Origin of the sequence: Nocardia sp. NPDC058518 (assembly GCF_042719655.1) — a bacterium.
Taxonomy (GTDB): domain Bacteria; phylum Actinomycetota; class Actinomycetes; order Mycobacteriales; family Mycobacteriaceae; genus Nocardia.
Genome location: NZ_JBHXNJ010000001.1, coordinates 919,154 through 935,319, shown reverse-complemented (window position 1 = coordinate 935,319; position 16,166 = coordinate 919,154). Strand labels below are relative to the sequence as shown.

Annotated in this window: 13 protein-coding genes; 4 read left to right on the top strand and 9 right to left on the bottom strand. The window is 67.2% G+C overall.

All coding sequences use genetic code 11. The features are described 5' to 3' along the window. Positions 1-33: 33 nt before the first annotated feature. The 5 genes from ACFWPX_RS04055 to eno all read right to left on the bottom strand — a co-directional run bounded on the left by ACFWPX_RS04055 (position 34) and on the right by eno (position 7,080). On the bottom strand, positions 34-1,479 hold the full coding sequence (locus tag ACFWPX_RS04055) for a serine/threonine-protein kinase (RefSeq protein ID WP_378925850.1): 1,446 nt from the start codon (positions 1,477-1,479) through the stop codon (positions 34-36). After that, positions 1,466-3,001, bottom strand: coding sequence for a serine/threonine-protein kinase (locus tag ACFWPX_RS04050; protein WP_378925847.1), 1,536 nt, complete (start codon positions 2,999-3,001; stop codon positions 1,466-1,468). Before ACFWPX_RS04050 ends, ACFWPX_RS04055 begins: the two co-directional genes overlap by 14 nt. A gap of 5 nt (positions 3,002-3,006) precedes the next feature. Further along, the gene (locus ACFWPX_RS04045) at positions 3,007-4,206 is read right to left on the bottom strand and encodes a hypothetical protein (RefSeq protein ID WP_378925845.1); all 1,200 of its coding nucleotides are present in this window, start codon (positions 4,204-4,206) and stop codon (positions 3,007-3,009) included. Then, entirely contained in the window at positions 4,203-5,672 is a 1,470-nt protein-coding gene (locus tag ACFWPX_RS04040) for a serine/threonine-protein kinase (RefSeq protein WP_378925843.1), read from the bottom strand. Before ACFWPX_RS04040 ends, ACFWPX_RS04045 begins: the two co-directional genes overlap by 4 nt. Positions 5,673-5,751: 79 nt before the next feature. Then, positions 5,752-7,080, bottom strand: a complete 1,329-nt coding sequence (eno, locus tag ACFWPX_RS04035; RefSeq protein WP_378925841.1) for a phosphopyruvate hydratase — start codon at positions 7,078-7,080, stop codon at positions 5,752-5,754. A 113-nt stretch (positions 7,081-7,193) separates the two neighbouring features. Between eno and ACFWPX_RS04030 the strand changes: the two genes are divergently transcribed. Beyond that, positions 7,194-8,114, top strand: a complete 921-nt coding sequence (locus tag ACFWPX_RS04030) for a LysR family transcriptional regulator (RefSeq protein WP_378925839.1) — start codon at positions 7,194-7,196, stop codon at positions 8,112-8,114. A gap of 15 nt (positions 8,115-8,129) precedes the next feature. Here ACFWPX_RS04030 and ACFWPX_RS04025 read toward each other — a convergent pair whose 3' ends face one another. Both ACFWPX_RS04025 and ACFWPX_RS04020 read right to left on the bottom strand, forming a co-directional pair. Continuing rightward, positions 8,130-8,558: a hypothetical protein gene (locus ACFWPX_RS04025; protein ID WP_378925837.1), complete on the bottom strand. Its 429-nt coding sequence runs from the start codon at positions 8,556-8,558 to the stop codon at positions 8,130-8,132. 134 nt (positions 8,559-8,692) lie between these two features. Next, positions 8,693-9,934, bottom strand: a complete 1,242-nt coding sequence (locus tag ACFWPX_RS04020) for an NAD(P)/FAD-dependent oxidoreductase (RefSeq protein ID WP_378925835.1) — start codon at positions 9,932-9,934, stop codon at positions 8,693-8,695. A 393-nt stretch (positions 9,935-10,327) separates the two neighbouring features. Here ACFWPX_RS04020 and ACFWPX_RS04015 point away from each other — a divergent pair, with 393 nt between their 5' ends. Beyond that, positions 10,328-11,083, top strand: a complete 756-nt coding sequence (locus ACFWPX_RS04015) for a class I SAM-dependent methyltransferase (protein WP_378925833.1) — start codon at positions 10,328-10,330, stop codon at positions 11,081-11,083. Positions 11,084-11,363: 280 nt separating this feature from the next. On the opposite strand, the gene ACFWPX_RS04010 is transcribed toward ACFWPX_RS04015, so the two are convergent. Beyond that, positions 11,364-12,281 carry an LLM class F420-dependent oxidoreductase gene (locus ACFWPX_RS04010; protein ID WP_378925829.1) on the bottom strand — a complete coding sequence of 306 codons (918 nt, stop codon included), beginning with the start codon at positions 12,279-12,281 and terminating at the stop codon, positions 11,364-11,366. 125 nt (positions 12,282-12,406) lie between these two features. Here ACFWPX_RS04010 and ACFWPX_RS04005 point away from each other — a divergent pair, with 125 nt between their 5' ends. Continuing rightward, positions 12,407-13,660: a PucR family transcriptional regulator gene (locus ACFWPX_RS04005; RefSeq protein WP_378925827.1), complete on the top strand. Its 1,254-nt coding sequence runs from the start codon at positions 12,407-12,409 to the stop codon at positions 13,658-13,660. A gap of 4 nt (positions 13,661-13,664) precedes the next feature. Here ACFWPX_RS04005 and ACFWPX_RS04000 read toward each other — a convergent pair whose 3' ends face one another. Next, the gene (locus ACFWPX_RS04000; RefSeq protein ID WP_378925825.1) at positions 13,665-14,465 is read right to left on the bottom strand and encodes an adenylate/guanylate cyclase domain-containing protein; all 801 of its coding nucleotides are present in this window, start codon (positions 14,463-14,465) and stop codon (positions 13,665-13,667) included. 454 nt (positions 14,466-14,919) lie between these two features. On the opposite strand from ACFWPX_RS04000, the gene ACFWPX_RS03995 reads away from it, so the two are divergent. Next, positions 14,920-16,161, top strand: a complete 1,242-nt coding sequence (locus ACFWPX_RS03995; RefSeq protein ID WP_378925823.1) for a PucR family transcriptional regulator — start codon at positions 14,920-14,922, stop codon at positions 16,159-16,161. Positions 16,162-16,166: the final 5 nt, after the last annotated feature.

The following is a 16,166-nucleotide window of genomic DNA, read 5'->3' as shown; positions in this document are numbered from 1 at the left end:
CGTTCGGATTCGTTCTCCGCGTGAGAACATCGACTACCCCCGTCCCAGTGGCGCATCCGGCCACCAGCGTTCCCACAGCACCGAACCTGAGGTGCTTCCGGAGACGCGCAGCTTGCAGAACTGACGGTCGGGCCCGTCGAACATCACGTCGAGCCTGCCGATCGGTGAGCCGTCGTCGGCGGTGATGGTTCCCCATCGCACCTTCCCGCTAGCACCGTCGCGCATCCACAGTTCCTCGCCCTCCACCGTCAGATTCGCGGTCCACGGGGGAATCTGGGTGCGATCCTCCCGGCAGACGACCGAGAGCGATTCGACCGGGTTCCGGTCACCGAGGCAGACGAGACCGCCGACGGCGACCTGCTGATCGAGCGCGAGGGCATTGCCGTCCTGGTCGATGTGCAAGCAGCTGTTGACGTCCTGGTAGCCGACGGCACCCGGTGCGACCGGCAGCAGGTTCGGCACGGCCTCCGCGGCCAGGGCGGCCGCGCCCCACGCGTCGGAATTCGTGGCGACCCTGGAGGGAGCAGCGGATCCGGGCTCTTCACCGGAGAACCCCACGGTGAGCGAAATCGCCACCGCCACAGCCACAATCGCCGCGATCGCCACGCCGGTCAGCAGCAGTCGGCGCGGCTTCGGCGTGGCCTTCGGTGCCCAGGCTGCGCGCGCGGCGGCGGCCAGCTCACCGCAGCTCTGGTAGCGCTGCGCCGGGTCCTTGGCCAGCGCGGTGGCGATGACCGCGTCCAATTCGACTGGTACCCGGGTGTTTTCGACGGAAGGTCGCGGTGGATCGTCGGACAGGTGCGCGTACATCACCGCCGCGGGGCTACTCCGCGGGTACGGGACCGTCCCGGTGAGCAGCTGATAGAGCGTGCACCCCAGTGAGTACACATCGGCGCGATGATCCACCGGGTCGCCGTTGATCAGCTCGGGCGCGGCGTAGGCCAGCGTCGCGGTGAATCCCGCACCTTCGGACAGGGTTCCGTCACCCTCGGCGGTGCGAGCGATCCCGAAGTCGGTGACCAGCACCCGATCCGGTTGCCCCGGTTCCGTGGTGAGCAGCAGGTTCGCGGGCTTCACATCGCGATGCTGCAGGCCGACCCGGTGGATCTCGTCGAGACCGTTCGCTGACTCGGTCACGATGCGCAGCGCCCGCTCGATCGGTATCGCTGTGTCGTGCCCGATCAGCTCGGCGACATCGCCGCCGTCGACGTACTGCATCGCGATCCACAGGCGGCCGTCCTGCTCACCGCGATCGCGGACCGCGACCACATTCGGATGTTGCAGCCGCACAGCGACTTCGGCTTCACGCAGGAACCGCATGCGGAACTCCGCGTCGTCTGCATGCCGGTCGGACAGGATCTTCAGCGCGTCGTGGCGGGGGAGCCGGGGATGGCGGGCGAGATACACCTCGCCCATGCCACCGGCGCCCAGCCGCCGTTCGATCACGTACCCGGCGAACTCGTCCTCAGAACGGAGCATCTGCCCACCACCGGTCGTAGAGTTCCTGGCCCGTTTTCGCGCCGATCACGACGACCATGCAAAAGTTTCGGGTCGGTTCGTCGAATCCGATACCGACCACGCCGATGTCGCCGGTGGACACGGCCATCGTCGACCACGTCACCCGGCCCCGCCCGGTCGCGCGTTCCCACTTCTGGTCACCGAGAACCACGACACCGGGTTCGTCCACGAGGATGATGGGGTGCCGGTTCGTCGAACAACGCACGTCGACATCGCGGACAGGGTCGGCGTTGCCGGTGCACCCGATGCGGGCGACTTTGTCGGGCATCAGTTCCAGGTCGGCCGGCGCTCCGGAGCCCTCGGCGATGGCGGCGCATCGAAGGCCCTGATGCCCGGTTCGGGTCGGGGTGGCGGGCAGCAGCCCGGGCAACGCATCGATGATGAAGGCGTAACGGCCCCAGGTCACCCCGGCACTGCTGGTCGGTGTGGCGGGGCTCGCAGTCGAATCGTCGGGGCTGCCGATGATCACCACAGCGGCGGCGAGTGTTACGACCAGTGTGACGATGGCCGCGGCCACGGCGGCGTACCGAACCCGTGAATTCGGTTGCCGCGGTGCCTTGCTCGGTACGGGCCGCGCTGGTCCAGCCGTGGTGGGCGGCGGCGCAGGCGGTGCGGCCGCGACCACCGTGTGATCCGCGGCGACACCGAAGGCGCTCGCGGTCGCCGCGGCCAGCGCACCGCACGACGAATAGCGCTCGTCCGGGTTCTTCGCCAGCGCACAAGCCAGTACCGCGTCGATCTCGGGTGGCAGCTCCGGCCGGACAGCGGTGGCCCGCGGCGGTGGCACCATCAGATGCGCCTGCATCACCGCGACCACCGAGTCGCGGGGGAACGGTTTCGTGCCGGTGAGCAGTTCGAACAGGGTGCAGCCCAGTGCGTAGACATCGGCGCGATGATCCACGCGCTGCTCGGTCAGCAGTTCGGGTGCCGCGTAGGCGAGCGTCGCCACGACCGTTCCGACCGCGGTCAGCGCGGTGCCGTCACCGGCGGCCCTGGCGATGCCGAAATCGGCGACCAGGACCCGATCCGGTCCGTCCTCGACCGGTTCGAGCAGGATATTGGCCGGTTTCACGTCGCGGTGCAGGAGGCTGTGGCGGTGTGCCTCGTCCAGTCCCCGCGCGGTCTCGGTGACGATGTGTACGGCCCGCGGCGGCGGGATCGGCGACTCGCGGCGCAGCAGCGCGGCCACGTCGGTCCCGTCCACGAACTCCATCGCGATCCACAGCTGGCCGTCTCGCACCCCGCGGTCGTACACCGCGACGATATTCGGATGATCGAGCCGGGCGGTCAGTTCGGCCTCGCGCAGGAAACGTGCCCGGAATTCCTCGCCCGCACCGGCATTCTCGGGCAGCACCTTGATCGCGTCGCGGCGGGGCAGCCGCGGATGCGCGGCCACATACACCGTGCCCATGCCGCCGGTGCCGAGCACCCGCTCGATCCGGTATCCGGCGAAAACTGTTCCCGGGGGAAGGGTTTCGGTCATCGCCTCTACTCGCTGTTCACCAGCAGCGCGTACTGCGCCGCCGCTCGTTGCTGCACATCCTGGTAGTCCCGGCTGAAAACCACCGCCACATAGCGGCCGTACCGGAGGCGGCAGCTGAACTTGGTGATCGGCGAGGTGGTCGTCGACTCCGCGCAGTTGATGTCGACCATGCCCTTCGGTGGGGGAACCGGGAGCTGGCCGTCGTTGTTCGGCAGGCCGGCGAAGAACTCGGCCGCCGTCGCGGCGTCGGCGAAGCGCATGAGGCGGTCGAACCGGTTGAGGCCGACCAATTCGGCGACCTGTCGGCTCGGTGCGTAGAAGTGGCCTGCACGCGGACCGAGGACGATGCCGCGCGCCTGCACCAGGCTGTCCCACCCCGCGACCTCGCTGAGGTCGCCGAGAATCACCACCGGAAACGGCCACCGCCCCGGCGCTTCGGGCACCATGCGTCCGAGCATGCCGTCGCGGTCGAGCGGCAGGTCGGCGAATGCCTCTGGCGGGGTGAGCACGACATCGCGCAGCAGCTGCCGCTGCTCTTCGAAAGCCCTGCCCGCCAGCGCTGTCAGGGCGGTGAGGTCGGGCGAGGTGTGCCCGGCCAGCACCGTGACGACGAACGAGTCGACGGCTGTCGTCGCCGCCAGCGTCGGCACCGACGGACGCCAGTGCGCACGGGCCGCCGGGTGCTCGGGGATCGTGACAGCCACATTGTCCGCGCTCACCTCGGCGTCAGCGGAGTCGATCTCCGCCGCGGCCAGCCGCGCTGCCGCGCCATCGGGAAATCGCAGCAGGGTGACCTGCAGAATTCGGCTGCTGCCGATCGAGAACTCGGCGGGAGAATCAGTGGCGCTCACGGTGTAGCCGGCCAGCATGCCGTGCCGCTCCAGGACCGCGCGAACGGGATTCGCCAGCAGCGCAGCCGCTTTCGCTGGAGTTGGCAGTGGGTCCGAGCCCGCTCTCGTGCGGGCGAAGGTCAGCACCGGGTCCACCCTGGCAGGATTGGCGATGACCTCGCCGAGGCGAACCGATTCGACCACGCGCCCGTGATACTCGCTGCCGCGTTCGGGCGCGCGCAGCGGAAAGCGGCTGTAGGGGCCGACATCGAGGGTGGCGGGGTCGGGCACGGGCGTCGGATCACCGGCCACTGTGCAGCCCGAGACCACGGCGAGTACCACGCCGAGGGCGACCGTGAGGCGTGCGAGTCTCACAGCGGTGCCTCCGTCCACCAGGCGGCCCGCAGCTCGGTGCCGTTCTGCGCGCCGGTGACGACGATGTAGCAGAAGCTGCGGTCGGGATCGTCGAAATACAGCCGCAGGTAGCCCGTCAGCTGCGGGGCCTTGTAGCGGTCGAGATAGGTTCCCCAGTGTAGGTTTCCGTTGCTCGAGGTCCTGGTCCACTGTTCGTCGCCCTCGGCGCGATCGTAGGTGGGCGGCGGTGCGATCGGGGAGCGGTCGGCGTTGCACACGAATTCGACCGTCTGCACCGGTTCACGATTGCCGAAACACGAGATCCGGCCGGTCGGGACGAAGACGTCGACGGGCAGGTCCCTGAGCAGTTCGTCGGTGGGCTTGCACCCCCACATCTCCTGATATCCGGACCCGAACTGTGACGCGGGCAGCAACTCCGGAAACGTCTGCGCGACATAGGTGTACGCACCCCAGGAGACCGGGTCGACCGCGGTTTGCGGGCCGAGGGCAGTCGCGGTCGGCGCGTGCTCGGTGGAACCGGCTCGGCTGAAACCGACGACCGCGGCCGTCACCGCGATCAGAACGGCGGCGGCAATGGCGGCGTACACGATCGGGCGTCGCCGGGAAGGTGCCCGGACAGCGGCCAGCCGGACCGTCCCCTGCGCGGCGGCGGCCGCGGCCGTGGCCAACGCACCGCAGGACGGATACCGTTCGCCCGGGTTCTTGGCGAGCGCGGTCGCGATCACCTCGTCGAATCCCGGTGGGAGTCCGGACTTGTCGAGCGACGGCGGTGTTTCGTGGAGATGGGCGTACATCACCGCGGCCGGGGTGTCGCGGGGGAACGGCACCGACCCCGTCAGCATCTCGTAGAGCACACAGCCCAGCGCGTACACGTCGGTTCGGCGATCGATCGCGCCGCCGTTGATCTGCTCGGGCGCGGCATAGGCCAGGGTCGCGCTGAGCCCGGCGCCGGTCGAATTCGTCGGCGCGTTGGCGGGCCTGGCGATACCGAAGTCGGTGATCAGCACCCGGTCGGGACGGCCGTCCTGCTCTGCGACAAGGATATTGGCCGGTTTCACATCGCGGTGCAGCACCCCTTTGCGGTGCAGCGTGTCGAGCCCCTTGGCGGCCTCGGTGACAATTCTGACCGCCCGGTCCAGCGGCAGCGCCCCCGGTCTGCGGCGGATCAGCTGGGCGAGGTCGATACCGTCGACGTACTGCATCGCGATCCACAACCGGCCCGCGTGCTGGCCGCGATCGCGCACCGCGACCAGGTTGGGGTGGTTCAGCCGGGCCGCGATCGTGGCCTCGCGCAGGAAGCGCTCGCGGAACACCGGATCGCCGGTGTGCCCCTCGGACAGGACCTTCAGCGCGTCCTTGCGGGGTAGTCGCGGATGCTGGGCGAGGTACACGGTGCCCATACCGCCCATGCCCAGGCGCCGCTCGAGGCGGTACCCGGCGAAATCCATGCCCTCAGAAACAGTCAATCGTCATGCTTCCCGAACCGATCAGCACTGGGACCCTTCCAGCGCGAGCCGACCGAGACGCCCGTGGCCGACGGGCCGACTATAGCCCGATCGGCGGTTGCGGCAGTGGGCGAAGATGATTCGAACGGCTGCCACTGGCGAGGGTGGAAGCGCCCGCGTAGCGAGCCTGCGTGCCGAGTTCGGCTTCGATGCGCAGGAGCTGGTTGTACTTCGCGGTGCGGTCCGACCGTGACAGCGAGCCGGTCTTGATCTGCCCGCACCCGAGGGCGACGGCGAGGTCGGCGATGGTGGTGTCCTCGGTTTCCCCTGAACGGTGCGAAATGATCGATGAGTACCCCGCCCGCCGGGCGATATCCGCGGTCTCCATGGTCTCGGTGAGTGTCCCGATCTGGTTGATCTTCACCAAGATGGAGTTCCCGATCCCTGCCCGGATGCCTGCACTGAGGAGCGCGGGGTTGGTGCAGAACACGTCGTCGCCGACGAGTTGACAACGCTCGCCGACGGCGGTGGTGAGCGCTCGCCAACCGTGGTGATCGTCTTGGGCGAGTGGGTCTTCCATGGACACGATCGGATACGCGTCGATCAACCCCACCAGGTAGTCGATGTGTTCGTCGACCGTCTTGACGGTGCCGTCGGCGCGATAGTGATAGGCGCCGTCGGTGTAGAACTCCGAGGCCGCGGGGTCCAGCATGATGACGATGTCCTCGCCGGGCCGGTAGCCGGACTTCTCGACAGCCGCCACGATGTAGTCCAGGGCCTGCTCCGCCGATCGCAGGTCAGGAGCGAACCCACCCTCGTCGCCGACGTTGGTGTTCGCACCGGCCGCGGCGAGGTCTGCCTTCAGCGTGTGGAACACCTCCGAGCCGATCCGCACCGCGTCCCGGAAGGTGTCCGCACCCACCGGGGCGATCATGAATTCTTGGAAGTCGAGAAGGTTGTCCGCGTGGGCGCCCCCGTTGATGATGTTGAACATGGGCAGCGGCAGCAGCCGCGCCGACGCGCCACCGAGGTAGCGGTACAACGGGAGACGGTGCGCCGCGGCCGCGGCTTTGGCGACGGCGAGCGAAACTCCCAGAGTGGCGTTGCTACCCAAACCGGCCTTGTTCGCCGTGCCATCCAAGGCGATCATCGCGTGATCGATCGCCGCTTGGTCCTCGGCATCCCTGCCGACCACGATCGGCGCGATGTCGGCGTTGACATGCGACACCGCGGTGAGAACACCTCGGCCGTGGAAACGGGACCGATCCCCGTCGCGCAACTCGACTGCCTCCCGAGTGCCTGTCGAAGCGCCTGACGGCACGCTCGCCCGGCCGGTCGAACCGTCCTCGAGTTCGACGGTGACCTCCACGGTCGGATTGCCTCGGCTGTCGAGGATCTCGTATCCGACCACCGTCTGAATTCGTGTCACTTGAAGGTCCTTCCGATCCTGAACTGCGTGTGTCCGGCTGGCGAGATCAGTGTCTCGGCAGCGACCGTGGCAGCGGTAGAGCATGTTTCATCCGGTGCCCATAGGGTTGGCCTATGGGTTTGTCGTCGAGAGTTTCGGATCTGGGGCCGTTCGAGCTACTCGCTACGATCGCCGCCACCGGCAGCATCGGTGCCTGTGCCCGCCACCACGGGCTGTCCCAGCCCGCGGTCAGCGCCCGCATCCGGAGCCTCGAGCAGCGCCTGGGGCTGCGACTGCTCGACCGTCACCCCCGCGGGACCACCCTGACCGAGACCGGACAGATGGTGCTGCAATGGGCGCGCCCCGCCCTGGACGCCACCGCCGGTCTCGACCAAGCGCTGAACGCCGTGATCGGAGCCTCGCCCGCACATCTGATGCTCGCGGCCAGCACCACCATCGCCGAATTCTTCCTGCCGACGTGGTTCGCCGCCTTGCGAATTCGGTTGCCGGGGACCAACGTCAGCCTGCTGTGCCACAACAGCGCCGACACCGTCGCCCTGATCCGTCGCGGCGGCGCGGAGCTGGGATTCGCCGAAGTCGGCCACATCTCCGCCGAGCTCGAACACTGCCCCGTAGTCCGTGATCGGCTCGTTGTCGTAGTCGCCCCGGATCACCCCTGGGCCGCGCGCGAGGCCATCACCGCCACCGATTTGGCCACCGCGCCCCTGATCCTGCGCGAACCCGGCTCAGCCACCCGATCCGTCCTCCACGATCGGCTCTCGGCATTGCCCGACCCCTTGACCGCGGTTCCGGCAATGGAACTGACGTCGGCCACAGCCATCAAGAACGCGGCCGCCGGCGGCCTCGGCCCCGCCGTGCTGAGCGAGCTGACGGTACGCGACGAGCTCGCCAACCACACACTCGTCGAAGTCCCCATCCCCAGCCTCACCCTGGAACGCAACCTGCACGCCTGCTGGCGACGCCACCACCGCTTCAGCGCCCCCGCCCGCCACCTACTCGACATCGCCACCGCCCACACCGACCTACACCGCTGAGAAGGTGGCCGGCGATCAGGCGTTGGCCAACAGGCAGACACCCCCGGTGATCAACGCGGCCACCTTCACTACTTCCAGACCGATGTAGACGTAGTGGCCGTGGGACCGGGGTGCGTCGAGGCCGGCCAGGACCGCGTCGCTGCGGCGGGTCAGCCGGGGTCGGACCGCGACCAGCTGGACAATCAGCGCGCCGATCGCGATCGCCAGCGAGACGACTGCGGCACTGCCGGGGGCGTCGAGCAGAATTATCGCCAAAACGATGGCGGCCCACAGGATCTCGGCACCGTTGAGGGCACGGAAGACCAGTCGCCCGATGCCGAGCCCGATGGCGAGAGTGACATTCGGAGCCCGGAACTTCAGCGGCGCTTCGAGAAACGAAATAGCCAGGACCATACCCAGCCACACGAACACGACGGCAATGGCGACTGCCGATGCGGTACTCATGCCCTCGATTCTGTCGGAATCGCCGCGGAGAGGCACCGATTGAGTAGGAACCAGTCTTCCTGGCATTTGCCGGCTGCCCTCCGCTGGTGACCGGCCAACTCCTGGCTGATGGTCGGTCACCGCTCGACGGGTAGTCAGCTCGAGGTGGCGGTATAGGACTTCTGGTACTCGAGGTAGGCCTCGATGACGGCGGTTTCGGTGGTGTATCGATCGCCGAAGCGGTTGGGGTTCCAGTCGTCGGCGGAGGTCAGGTCGCTGGTTCCGTGCAGGAGTATGTCGGTGAGGACTTTGGCGTAGCCGGGGCCGTGGGTGAGTCCGGCTTCGTTGTCCCCGGCCAGGACGTAGAGGCCGTCGATGGTGGCGACCGGCCCGACCAGCGCCCGCCAATCGGGGGTGTAGCAGGGCACGCCGTGTTTGACGGTGATACTCGATTGCCGGGCCAGCACCGGCATGGCGATGTCGGCGCGTGCGGCTACTCGCAGGAGTTCCCGCACACCGTCGTAAGGGATTTCGTCGAGTCGTTCCGGCATCGGGGTGTCTACGAGGGCGTTACGCGGGTAGGTGTCGTACGTGCCGCCCCAGAGCAGGGCACCGTCGTGCCAGCGCACCCACAGCAGTGTTCCACCGTCGGGATCCTCGGGAATCAGGCCCGATAGGAACAGGGCGGGCAGGGTGCTCGGCAGGTCGAGGTTCTCGGTGATGATCCGCGAAGTGATCTGGGGTGCGGTGGGCAGAAAGATGCCGAGGGAACTCAGTAGTCCGTTGCTCCAGGCGCCCGCGGCTACCACGACGGCATCACAATCGATGGTCCCGGTGGTGGTCTCGACGCCGACGATTCGGTTGCCGCGGGTGCGTAGCGCGGTGACCGGTCGCCGCGATTCGACCACACCAGGGTGCCGGTGTAGCCGCTCGGCGAGGGCAGCACCGACCTTCGGCGAGAAGACCTGCGCACCGCCGGGTTCGAACAGTCCTCCGTGTATTCCACTGCCCGTTACCAAGCCCTGCGTCAGTACCTCGATCGCGGCTGGGTCAAGGACAGTGGCCGACTCGCCGTATTGCCCGCGGTTGTCACTGATTTCCTGCAACGAGGACGCGCGGGTGTCCAGCCACAGAATGCCGTTGCTACGCAGGCCGATGTCATTGCCTTCGGCTTGGATCTCGGCGTAGTAGTCCATGCCGTAGCGGGTCACGGCGTGCTCGGACTCGAAGGGAGTCCAGCTCGCCAGGAATCCGGCACCCGCTGCACTGGTGCCCTGAAAGAGGCCGTCGCGTTCCAATAGCCGAACACTTCCCGCGCCGGCTTCGATCAAGTGCAAAGCCATCGTGCACCCAAATATTCCGCCGCCGATAACGACTACATCAGAATTGTCGGACACTGTTCCTCCACCAAGAGTTCGCGTGAGATTTCGATGCCCGGGGCCCTCGGGATGGAAACGAATCTAGCGGACTCCGTGGCTCATCGCATATGGAAATTTCCGGGCGATGCGGAGACGTCGAGCAGGGTTCACGTTCGGCATATAGCCAGTTCAAGGTCAAATTTTGCCATATGCGGTGACGCGGCAGATCGGGTAGTATCCCTGCCCGCACACAGGGATCGTTGGAGCGACTGGTTAATACATGACAAGTTGTCAATTGGTGTAGGAATCTGATCGAACTAATGCTTCGCCAATTGTCAGGCGATAATCTGCTCGACAGTCTAAAGACCCATCCCGAGTGATCGTTTTCCGTCGAACTGTCGGTATTCCGGGCGATGTGCCAGGATTGGTCACATGACTTCGGTTCCAGAAGAACGTGCGCTTTCCGCTGATCCGCCGTCGGCAAGCGCCTACGACAGCTTCGCTGAGGGCTACACGGCAGAGAACGAGACCGGTCTGCTGAACGCGTACTACAACCGGCCCGCGCTACTGGAGCTCGCCGGGGACGTGACCGGTCGGCGGATCCTGGACGCCGGCTGTGGCTCGGGTCCGCTGTTCGCCGCGCTGCGCGATCGGGGCGCTGTGGTGACCGGCATCGACGCGAGTGCCCGGATGCTGGACCAGGCCAGGCGACGCCTCGGCGCCGACGCGGACCTGCGGGTCGCTGACCTGGCCGACCCACTTGCCTTTCCCGACAGCACATTCGACGACGTCGTCGCGTCCCTGGTGCTGCACTACCTGCAAGACTGGGGACCGACGCTGGCCGAGATGCGACGCGTACTGGCTCCCGGCGGACGACTCATCGCCTCGGTCGAGCATCCTTTCGCCAACTTCCTCGGGCAGCGCCTGGCCGGGGAGGAGACCAACTATTTCCAGACCCGCAACCGGGCCGAAGAATGGACCATGGGCGGGCAGACCGCCCAGCTGAGTTTCTGGGACCGACCGCTGCACGCGATGACCGAGGCCTTCACCGCGGCCGGTTTCCGCATCAGCGTCATCAGCGAACCGCCGGCCGCCCCCGCCGCCCAAGATCTGGCCCCCGAGGTATTCGACGAGAGCACCGGCATGAGGTTCCTCTGCTTCCTGTTCTTCGTCCTGCACGCCGACTGAGGGCCGCGGGCTTCCGTCGACGTGCGGCGCACTGGAACCGGTCGTGGTAAATGTGGCGGGTGGTGGGGCGCTCGGCGCAGGGCCGAGGCCATGAGTTCGGGGGAGCTATGACTGCGATTGCCAAATTCGGGGCGGTATCGCTCGACAGCCGGGATCCGCGGACCCCTCCGGGCACCCCTTCTGCCTTACGGTGCCGCCTGCAGGCGGTTAGTGAAACCGTTGGCGCGGTAGCGATCCGGCTCGAACGCGCCGATCGCACCGCAGCCTGTCCCCGGCGGCCTCAGAGCTGCGATTGCACCTCGGCGGAGATGAGTTCGAGGTGATCGAGATCGGCGAGATCGAGGATCTGTAGGTAGATCCGGCCGGCGCCGATCTCGCGGTAGTGGGCGATCTTGTCGACGACCTCGGCGGGTGAACCGGCCAGGCCGTTGGTCTTCAGCTCGTCGACCTCCCGGCCGATCGCGGCAGCCCTGGCCGCCACTTCGGCGTCGGTGCGCCCGACGCAGGCGACCAGGGCGTTGGAGTACACCAGTTCGTCGGTGCGCCCGGCCTTGCGCACCGCGGCGCGCACCCGGTCGAACTGGGCGGCGCTGTCGGCGATCGACGCGAACGGCATGTTGAACTCGGTGGCATAGCGGGCCGCGATGCGTGGGGTGCGGACCTTGCCGTTGCCGCCGATGATCACCGGCACCGGATCCTGCACCGGCTTGGGCAGGGCGGGGGAGTCGGTGAGCTGATAGTGGGCGCCGTCGAAGCTGAACGTCGCCCCCGGCTTGGTCTCCCACAGGCCGGTGATGACGGCCAGTTGCTCCTCGAGCAGGCCGAACCGGTTGTCGGGGAACGGGATTCCGTAGGCCGCGTGTTCGGCGGCGAACCAGCCGCTGCCCAGACCGAGTTCGATCCGCCCGCCCGACATCTGATCCACCTGGGCGATCTGGATGGCCAGCGGTCCCGGCAGCCGGAAGGTCGCGGCAGTGACCAGGGTGCCGAGCCGGATCCGGGAGGTGTCCCTGGCCAGCCCGGCCAGGGTGATCCAGGCATCGGTCGGGCCGGGCAGGCCCGAGGCATCGCCCATGGCCAGGTAGTGGTCGGAACGGAAGAACGCGTCGAAGTCGAGCTCCTCGGTGGCGCGCGCCACCGCCAGCAACGTGTCGTAATCGGCGCCCTGCTGGGGCTCGGTGAAGATGCGGAGGTCCATGGTCACCATCGTGCCCGATGCGTACCGGGCGCGCCCGGCACGCATCTCGCTGCGAGCAGCCCCGCGACCGTCCGCCCCACAACTCGCCATAAGTGGTCTCAGATCGAAGGTTGCATAATCAGGCGGTGCACTCTGGTGATGGTCTGTTCGATCGAAGCCTGTCCGACCGCGCGCGTGAAGTGATCCGCCAAGGTGCCGAGATCGCGATGAACGCGCCGGAGGAGTGGCTCGACGAGCTCTACGACGCCACCCTCCTGAAAACCAGCCTGCGTGCCATCGCCGGGGATCCGTTGCTGGCGGAGGCGGTCCGGCGCGTCAATCGTGCGAACCTGCTGCACTGGGCCTCGGCCAACGTGGCCGATCCGGGGATGCCGGTGCCGATCAACCTCGGTGCCGACCAGATCGCCATCGTGCGCGACCTGGTCCGCCGCGGCATGAACGAGGCCGCCCTGCAGGCCTATCGCGTCGGTCAAGACGTCGCATGGCGGCGGTGGATGACCATCGTCTTCATCCTGACGCCCGACCCGTTCGAGCTGCAAGAGGTCTTCGAGGTTACCGCCGCATCGATCGCCGGCTTCGTGGACGGCACCGTCGAGGCGATCACCGAGGTCATCGGTCACGAGCGCGACGAGCTCGCCCGTGGCTCGTATGCCGAACGGCGGGAAACGATTTCGCTCATTCTCGAGGGCGAACCGATCAATATCGAGCGTGCGGCGACCCGACTCGGATACCGGCTCGACACGACCCACACCGCTGCCATCGCCTGGAGTGACATTCCCGGTGCCGAACTCGACGAACCGCATCGGGTGACCAGAGCCCTCGCCCGAGCCGCCGGTGCGGCGACCGCGCTGAGTCTGCTCGCCAGCGCGGCCACCCTGTGGGTGTGGGTGCCCGGTCCCACCCCGCCCGACACAGCGGCCCTGTCCGAAGCGCTGGACCATATCCCCGGCGTGCGCATCGCCATCGGCTCGACCGGTCGCAACCTCGCGGGCTTCCGGACGAGTCACCTCGACGCTCAGGCCGCGCACCGAATCCTCGCCCGCCCGCACAGCACCCGACGCATGGTCACGTTCAGTGAGGTGCAACTGACCTCGCTGATCACCGAAAACGGTGCTCAGGCTGACCGTTTCATCAAGTACACTCTCGGCGATCTGGAACACGCCGACAGCGAACTGCGTGAATCGGTTCTCGCCTACATCAACGAGCAGTGCAACGCCACGCGTGCCGCCGCGCGCCTGTTCACCCACCGGAATACGATCTTGCGCAGGCTGGCCCGTGCCGACGAGTTGCTGCCTCGCCCGCTGGCGGAGAACAGCGTGCACATCGCCGTCGCGCTGGATGCGCTGGACTGGCGGCAGAGCACGCCCCAGCCCACATGAGCGGCTAACTCGCAGCGCAGACCGGAGTGAGGCGGTGCGTGCCTCGCAGGCCTTTGAGGGTCGCGTCACGACCGGTCCCGATGCTGAGATTCGTCCTGCTTCCGATCGCCTCCAGCACCGGCTCGCTGATGAGGACTTCCCCACCCTCGGCCTGCGCGGTGACCCGCGCGGCCATGGCGACATTGCGTCCGAACAGATCATCGCCCCGGCGGACGGACGTCCCCATGTGGATACCGATCCGCACCCTGAAATCGGTTTCGGCCCGCGATGATTCGGCGTCCTTGTGCAGCGCCGCCTGGATGGCGAGGCCGCATCCGACCGCTTGTTCGGGAGCGGCGAAGGCGATCATGTAGCCGTCGCCCTGGTTCTTGACCACATGGCCACCGCGGTCCTGCACACAGCGTGCGACGAGCCGGTGATGGCGGTCCAGCAGTTTGACCCAGGCGCGGTCACCCAGCTGTTCGTTGAGAGCGGTCGATTGCTCGATGTCGGAGAACATGATCACGACATTGCCGTCCGGTGCCAGCCTGGCCAGGTCGGGACGCTCGACCCGCGCCCAGCCCGCGAGATCTTCGATAGAGGTCAGCACGGCGGCACGAAAACCTTTGGCACGCACCAGGTCCGCGGCCTGCCATGCCGTTCGCACCGCCTCGCGACCGGTGACCATCAACCGCTGCGTAGTCGTGGCCCGACGCGGTGCGAGCCGTTTACGCCGACTCCGGGCCAGCAGGATCGACAGGGTGATCAAGCCGACGGCTTCACCGGCGGCGACGATCGCGAGCACGACGATCACGACGGTGTTCATCGGATAAACCCTGGCCGAGTAGCGTAGCTGGTCGAACCCTGTAGCGGCTGCGCGCCCGAGCTGTTCACGCCAAAATAGTACACAGGCGTTCACTCGAATTTCGAACGGAGTGCTCGGTGGACGCGACGGCCGATCGTGGGGCGATTACCTCGTAGCCGTTGGTCGGCTTCGTCCTTTTCTTCCATCTCATGAGGGCCATATACAGCCTAAATGGCCCTACCTTCGATCCTCTACGTGACGCAGCGGGAGCTGAGCGGAGACTGCGAGGAGCACGCGTACGCCGGAGCCGCAGCTCTGCTCGCGCCGCTTTCGGTGTACGGGTACCATGCCAGGTAGGCGTCCGCTGGTGCATACTGCACAACGAAAATCTCATTCGGGTGCGAAACGCCATTGGAACGCGAGGGGCTGAGAACGCACGATGGAGCGCAAACATCCGAAAGTAGGAAATGTGCGCATGCCGGACAGCGTCGGGTCGGCCCCGATCGTGACGATGGCAGGTCGGCCGTTGGCCGACTGTCTGCCTGCGGTGTCAACGATTTCGGGCACGATCATGAGCCGATTCATCGTCGACAGCGCACTGTCCGGCAGAGTGCCCCTGGCGACGCTGCGTCGCGATGTCATCGCGATGGTGAAGGCATGCCTCGAGCTGACCGCCAGGCTGTTCACCGGTGAGGACGCTTCGAAACCACTGGCCGACGTGCGCTTCGGCGTGACGGAATGGGCGCGGGAGGGCGTCACCGTCGACGCGATGCACGCGGCGGTGCACACCGGCACACAGATGGCGTTCGACCATCTCAGCGCACAGGCCAAACCCGCCGAGGATCACCTGGCCCTGGCCGAAGTGGCGCGGGTGTTCGTCGAGCTCGCCAGCCGACTTGCCACCGTGGTCTCACAGGCGTACTCGGATGAGATGCACGCGGCCAGGGGTGAGGCCGCCGACGCTGTGGCCGCGGCACTGATAGCCGGGAACGCGACACCGGCCATGGCCCGCGCATGCCAGGTGCGGCTGGCCGAAAGCTACTTCGTCTTCACTGTGGCGTTCGTGAACCGGCAGATCCTCTCCCGCCGAACAGTTCGCCGCGTCAGAGCCGAGGTGTCGCACCAGTGGGACGGCCATGCGTTGACGCAGATAGGAACTCGGACAGCGACCCTGCTGATTCCGCAAGACCACTTCGATCCCGCTGAGGCGGAACGGTTCGTCGAGCACATCGCCGCCGCGGCGCACACGCGGGTCCGCGCCACATTCGTGTCGGCAAGAGCCGACGGAATTTCCGAAGCGGTAGCGCGCGGGCAGGCGGTGCTCGAGATCATGCGGTGTCTGCGCCTGGACGGGCTGGAGCGTTTCGAGGATCTGTCGCTGGAGTATCAGCTGTCTAGGCCGGGCGCGGCGGGCAGGCATCTGGCCGCGACGTTGGACTCGCTCGAGCAGCATCCGGTGCTATTGGAGACCTTGAAAGCCCACCTCGCGACCCGCTCCACCCGCCTACGCACGGCGCATCTGCTGCACATCCACCCCAACACCGTCGACTATCGGCTGAACAAGATCGCCGAGATCACCGGGTTGGACCCGATGCACTCGGACGGGGTCTGGCGCCTGCGTTCTGCGCTCGTGGCCCGCATGATCGGTGTCGGCGAGCCGGAGTCGGCAGACCGCGGCGACCCTGACAACGCTGCGCCCGCCGCGCAGGCCTGCTGATCGGT

Coding starts and splice junctions, on each gene's coding strand:
- ACFWPX_RS04055 (WP_378925850.1), bottom strand. CDS start 1,479: ATGCTCCGTTCTGAGGACGAGTTCGCCGGGTACGTGATCGAACGGCGG.
- ACFWPX_RS04050 (WP_378925847.1), bottom strand. CDS start 3,001: ATGACCGAAACCCTTCCCCCGGGAACAGTTTTCGCCGGATACCGGATC.
- ACFWPX_RS04030 (WP_378925839.1), top strand. CDS start 7,194: ATGGGTTTGTCGTCGAGAGTTTCGGATCTGGGGCCGTTCGAGCTACTC.
- ACFWPX_RS04025 (WP_378925837.1), bottom strand. CDS start 8,558: ATGAGTACCGCATCGGCAGTCGCCATTGCCGTCGTGTTCGTGTGGCTG.
- ACFWPX_RS04015 (WP_378925833.1), top strand. CDS start 10,328: ATGACTTCGGTTCCAGAAGAACGTGCGCTTTCCGCTGATCCGCCGTCG.
- ACFWPX_RS04010 (WP_378925829.1), bottom strand. CDS start 12,281: ATGGACCTCCGCATCTTCACCGAGCCCCAGCAGGGCGCCGATTACGAC.
- ACFWPX_RS04000 (WP_378925825.1), bottom strand. CDS start 14,465: ATGAACACCGTCGTGATCGTCGTGCTCGCGATCGTCGCCGCCGGTGAA.
- ACFWPX_RS03995 (WP_378925823.1), top strand. CDS start 14,920: ATGCCGGACAGCGTCGGGTCGGCCCCGATCGTGACGATGGCAGGTCGG.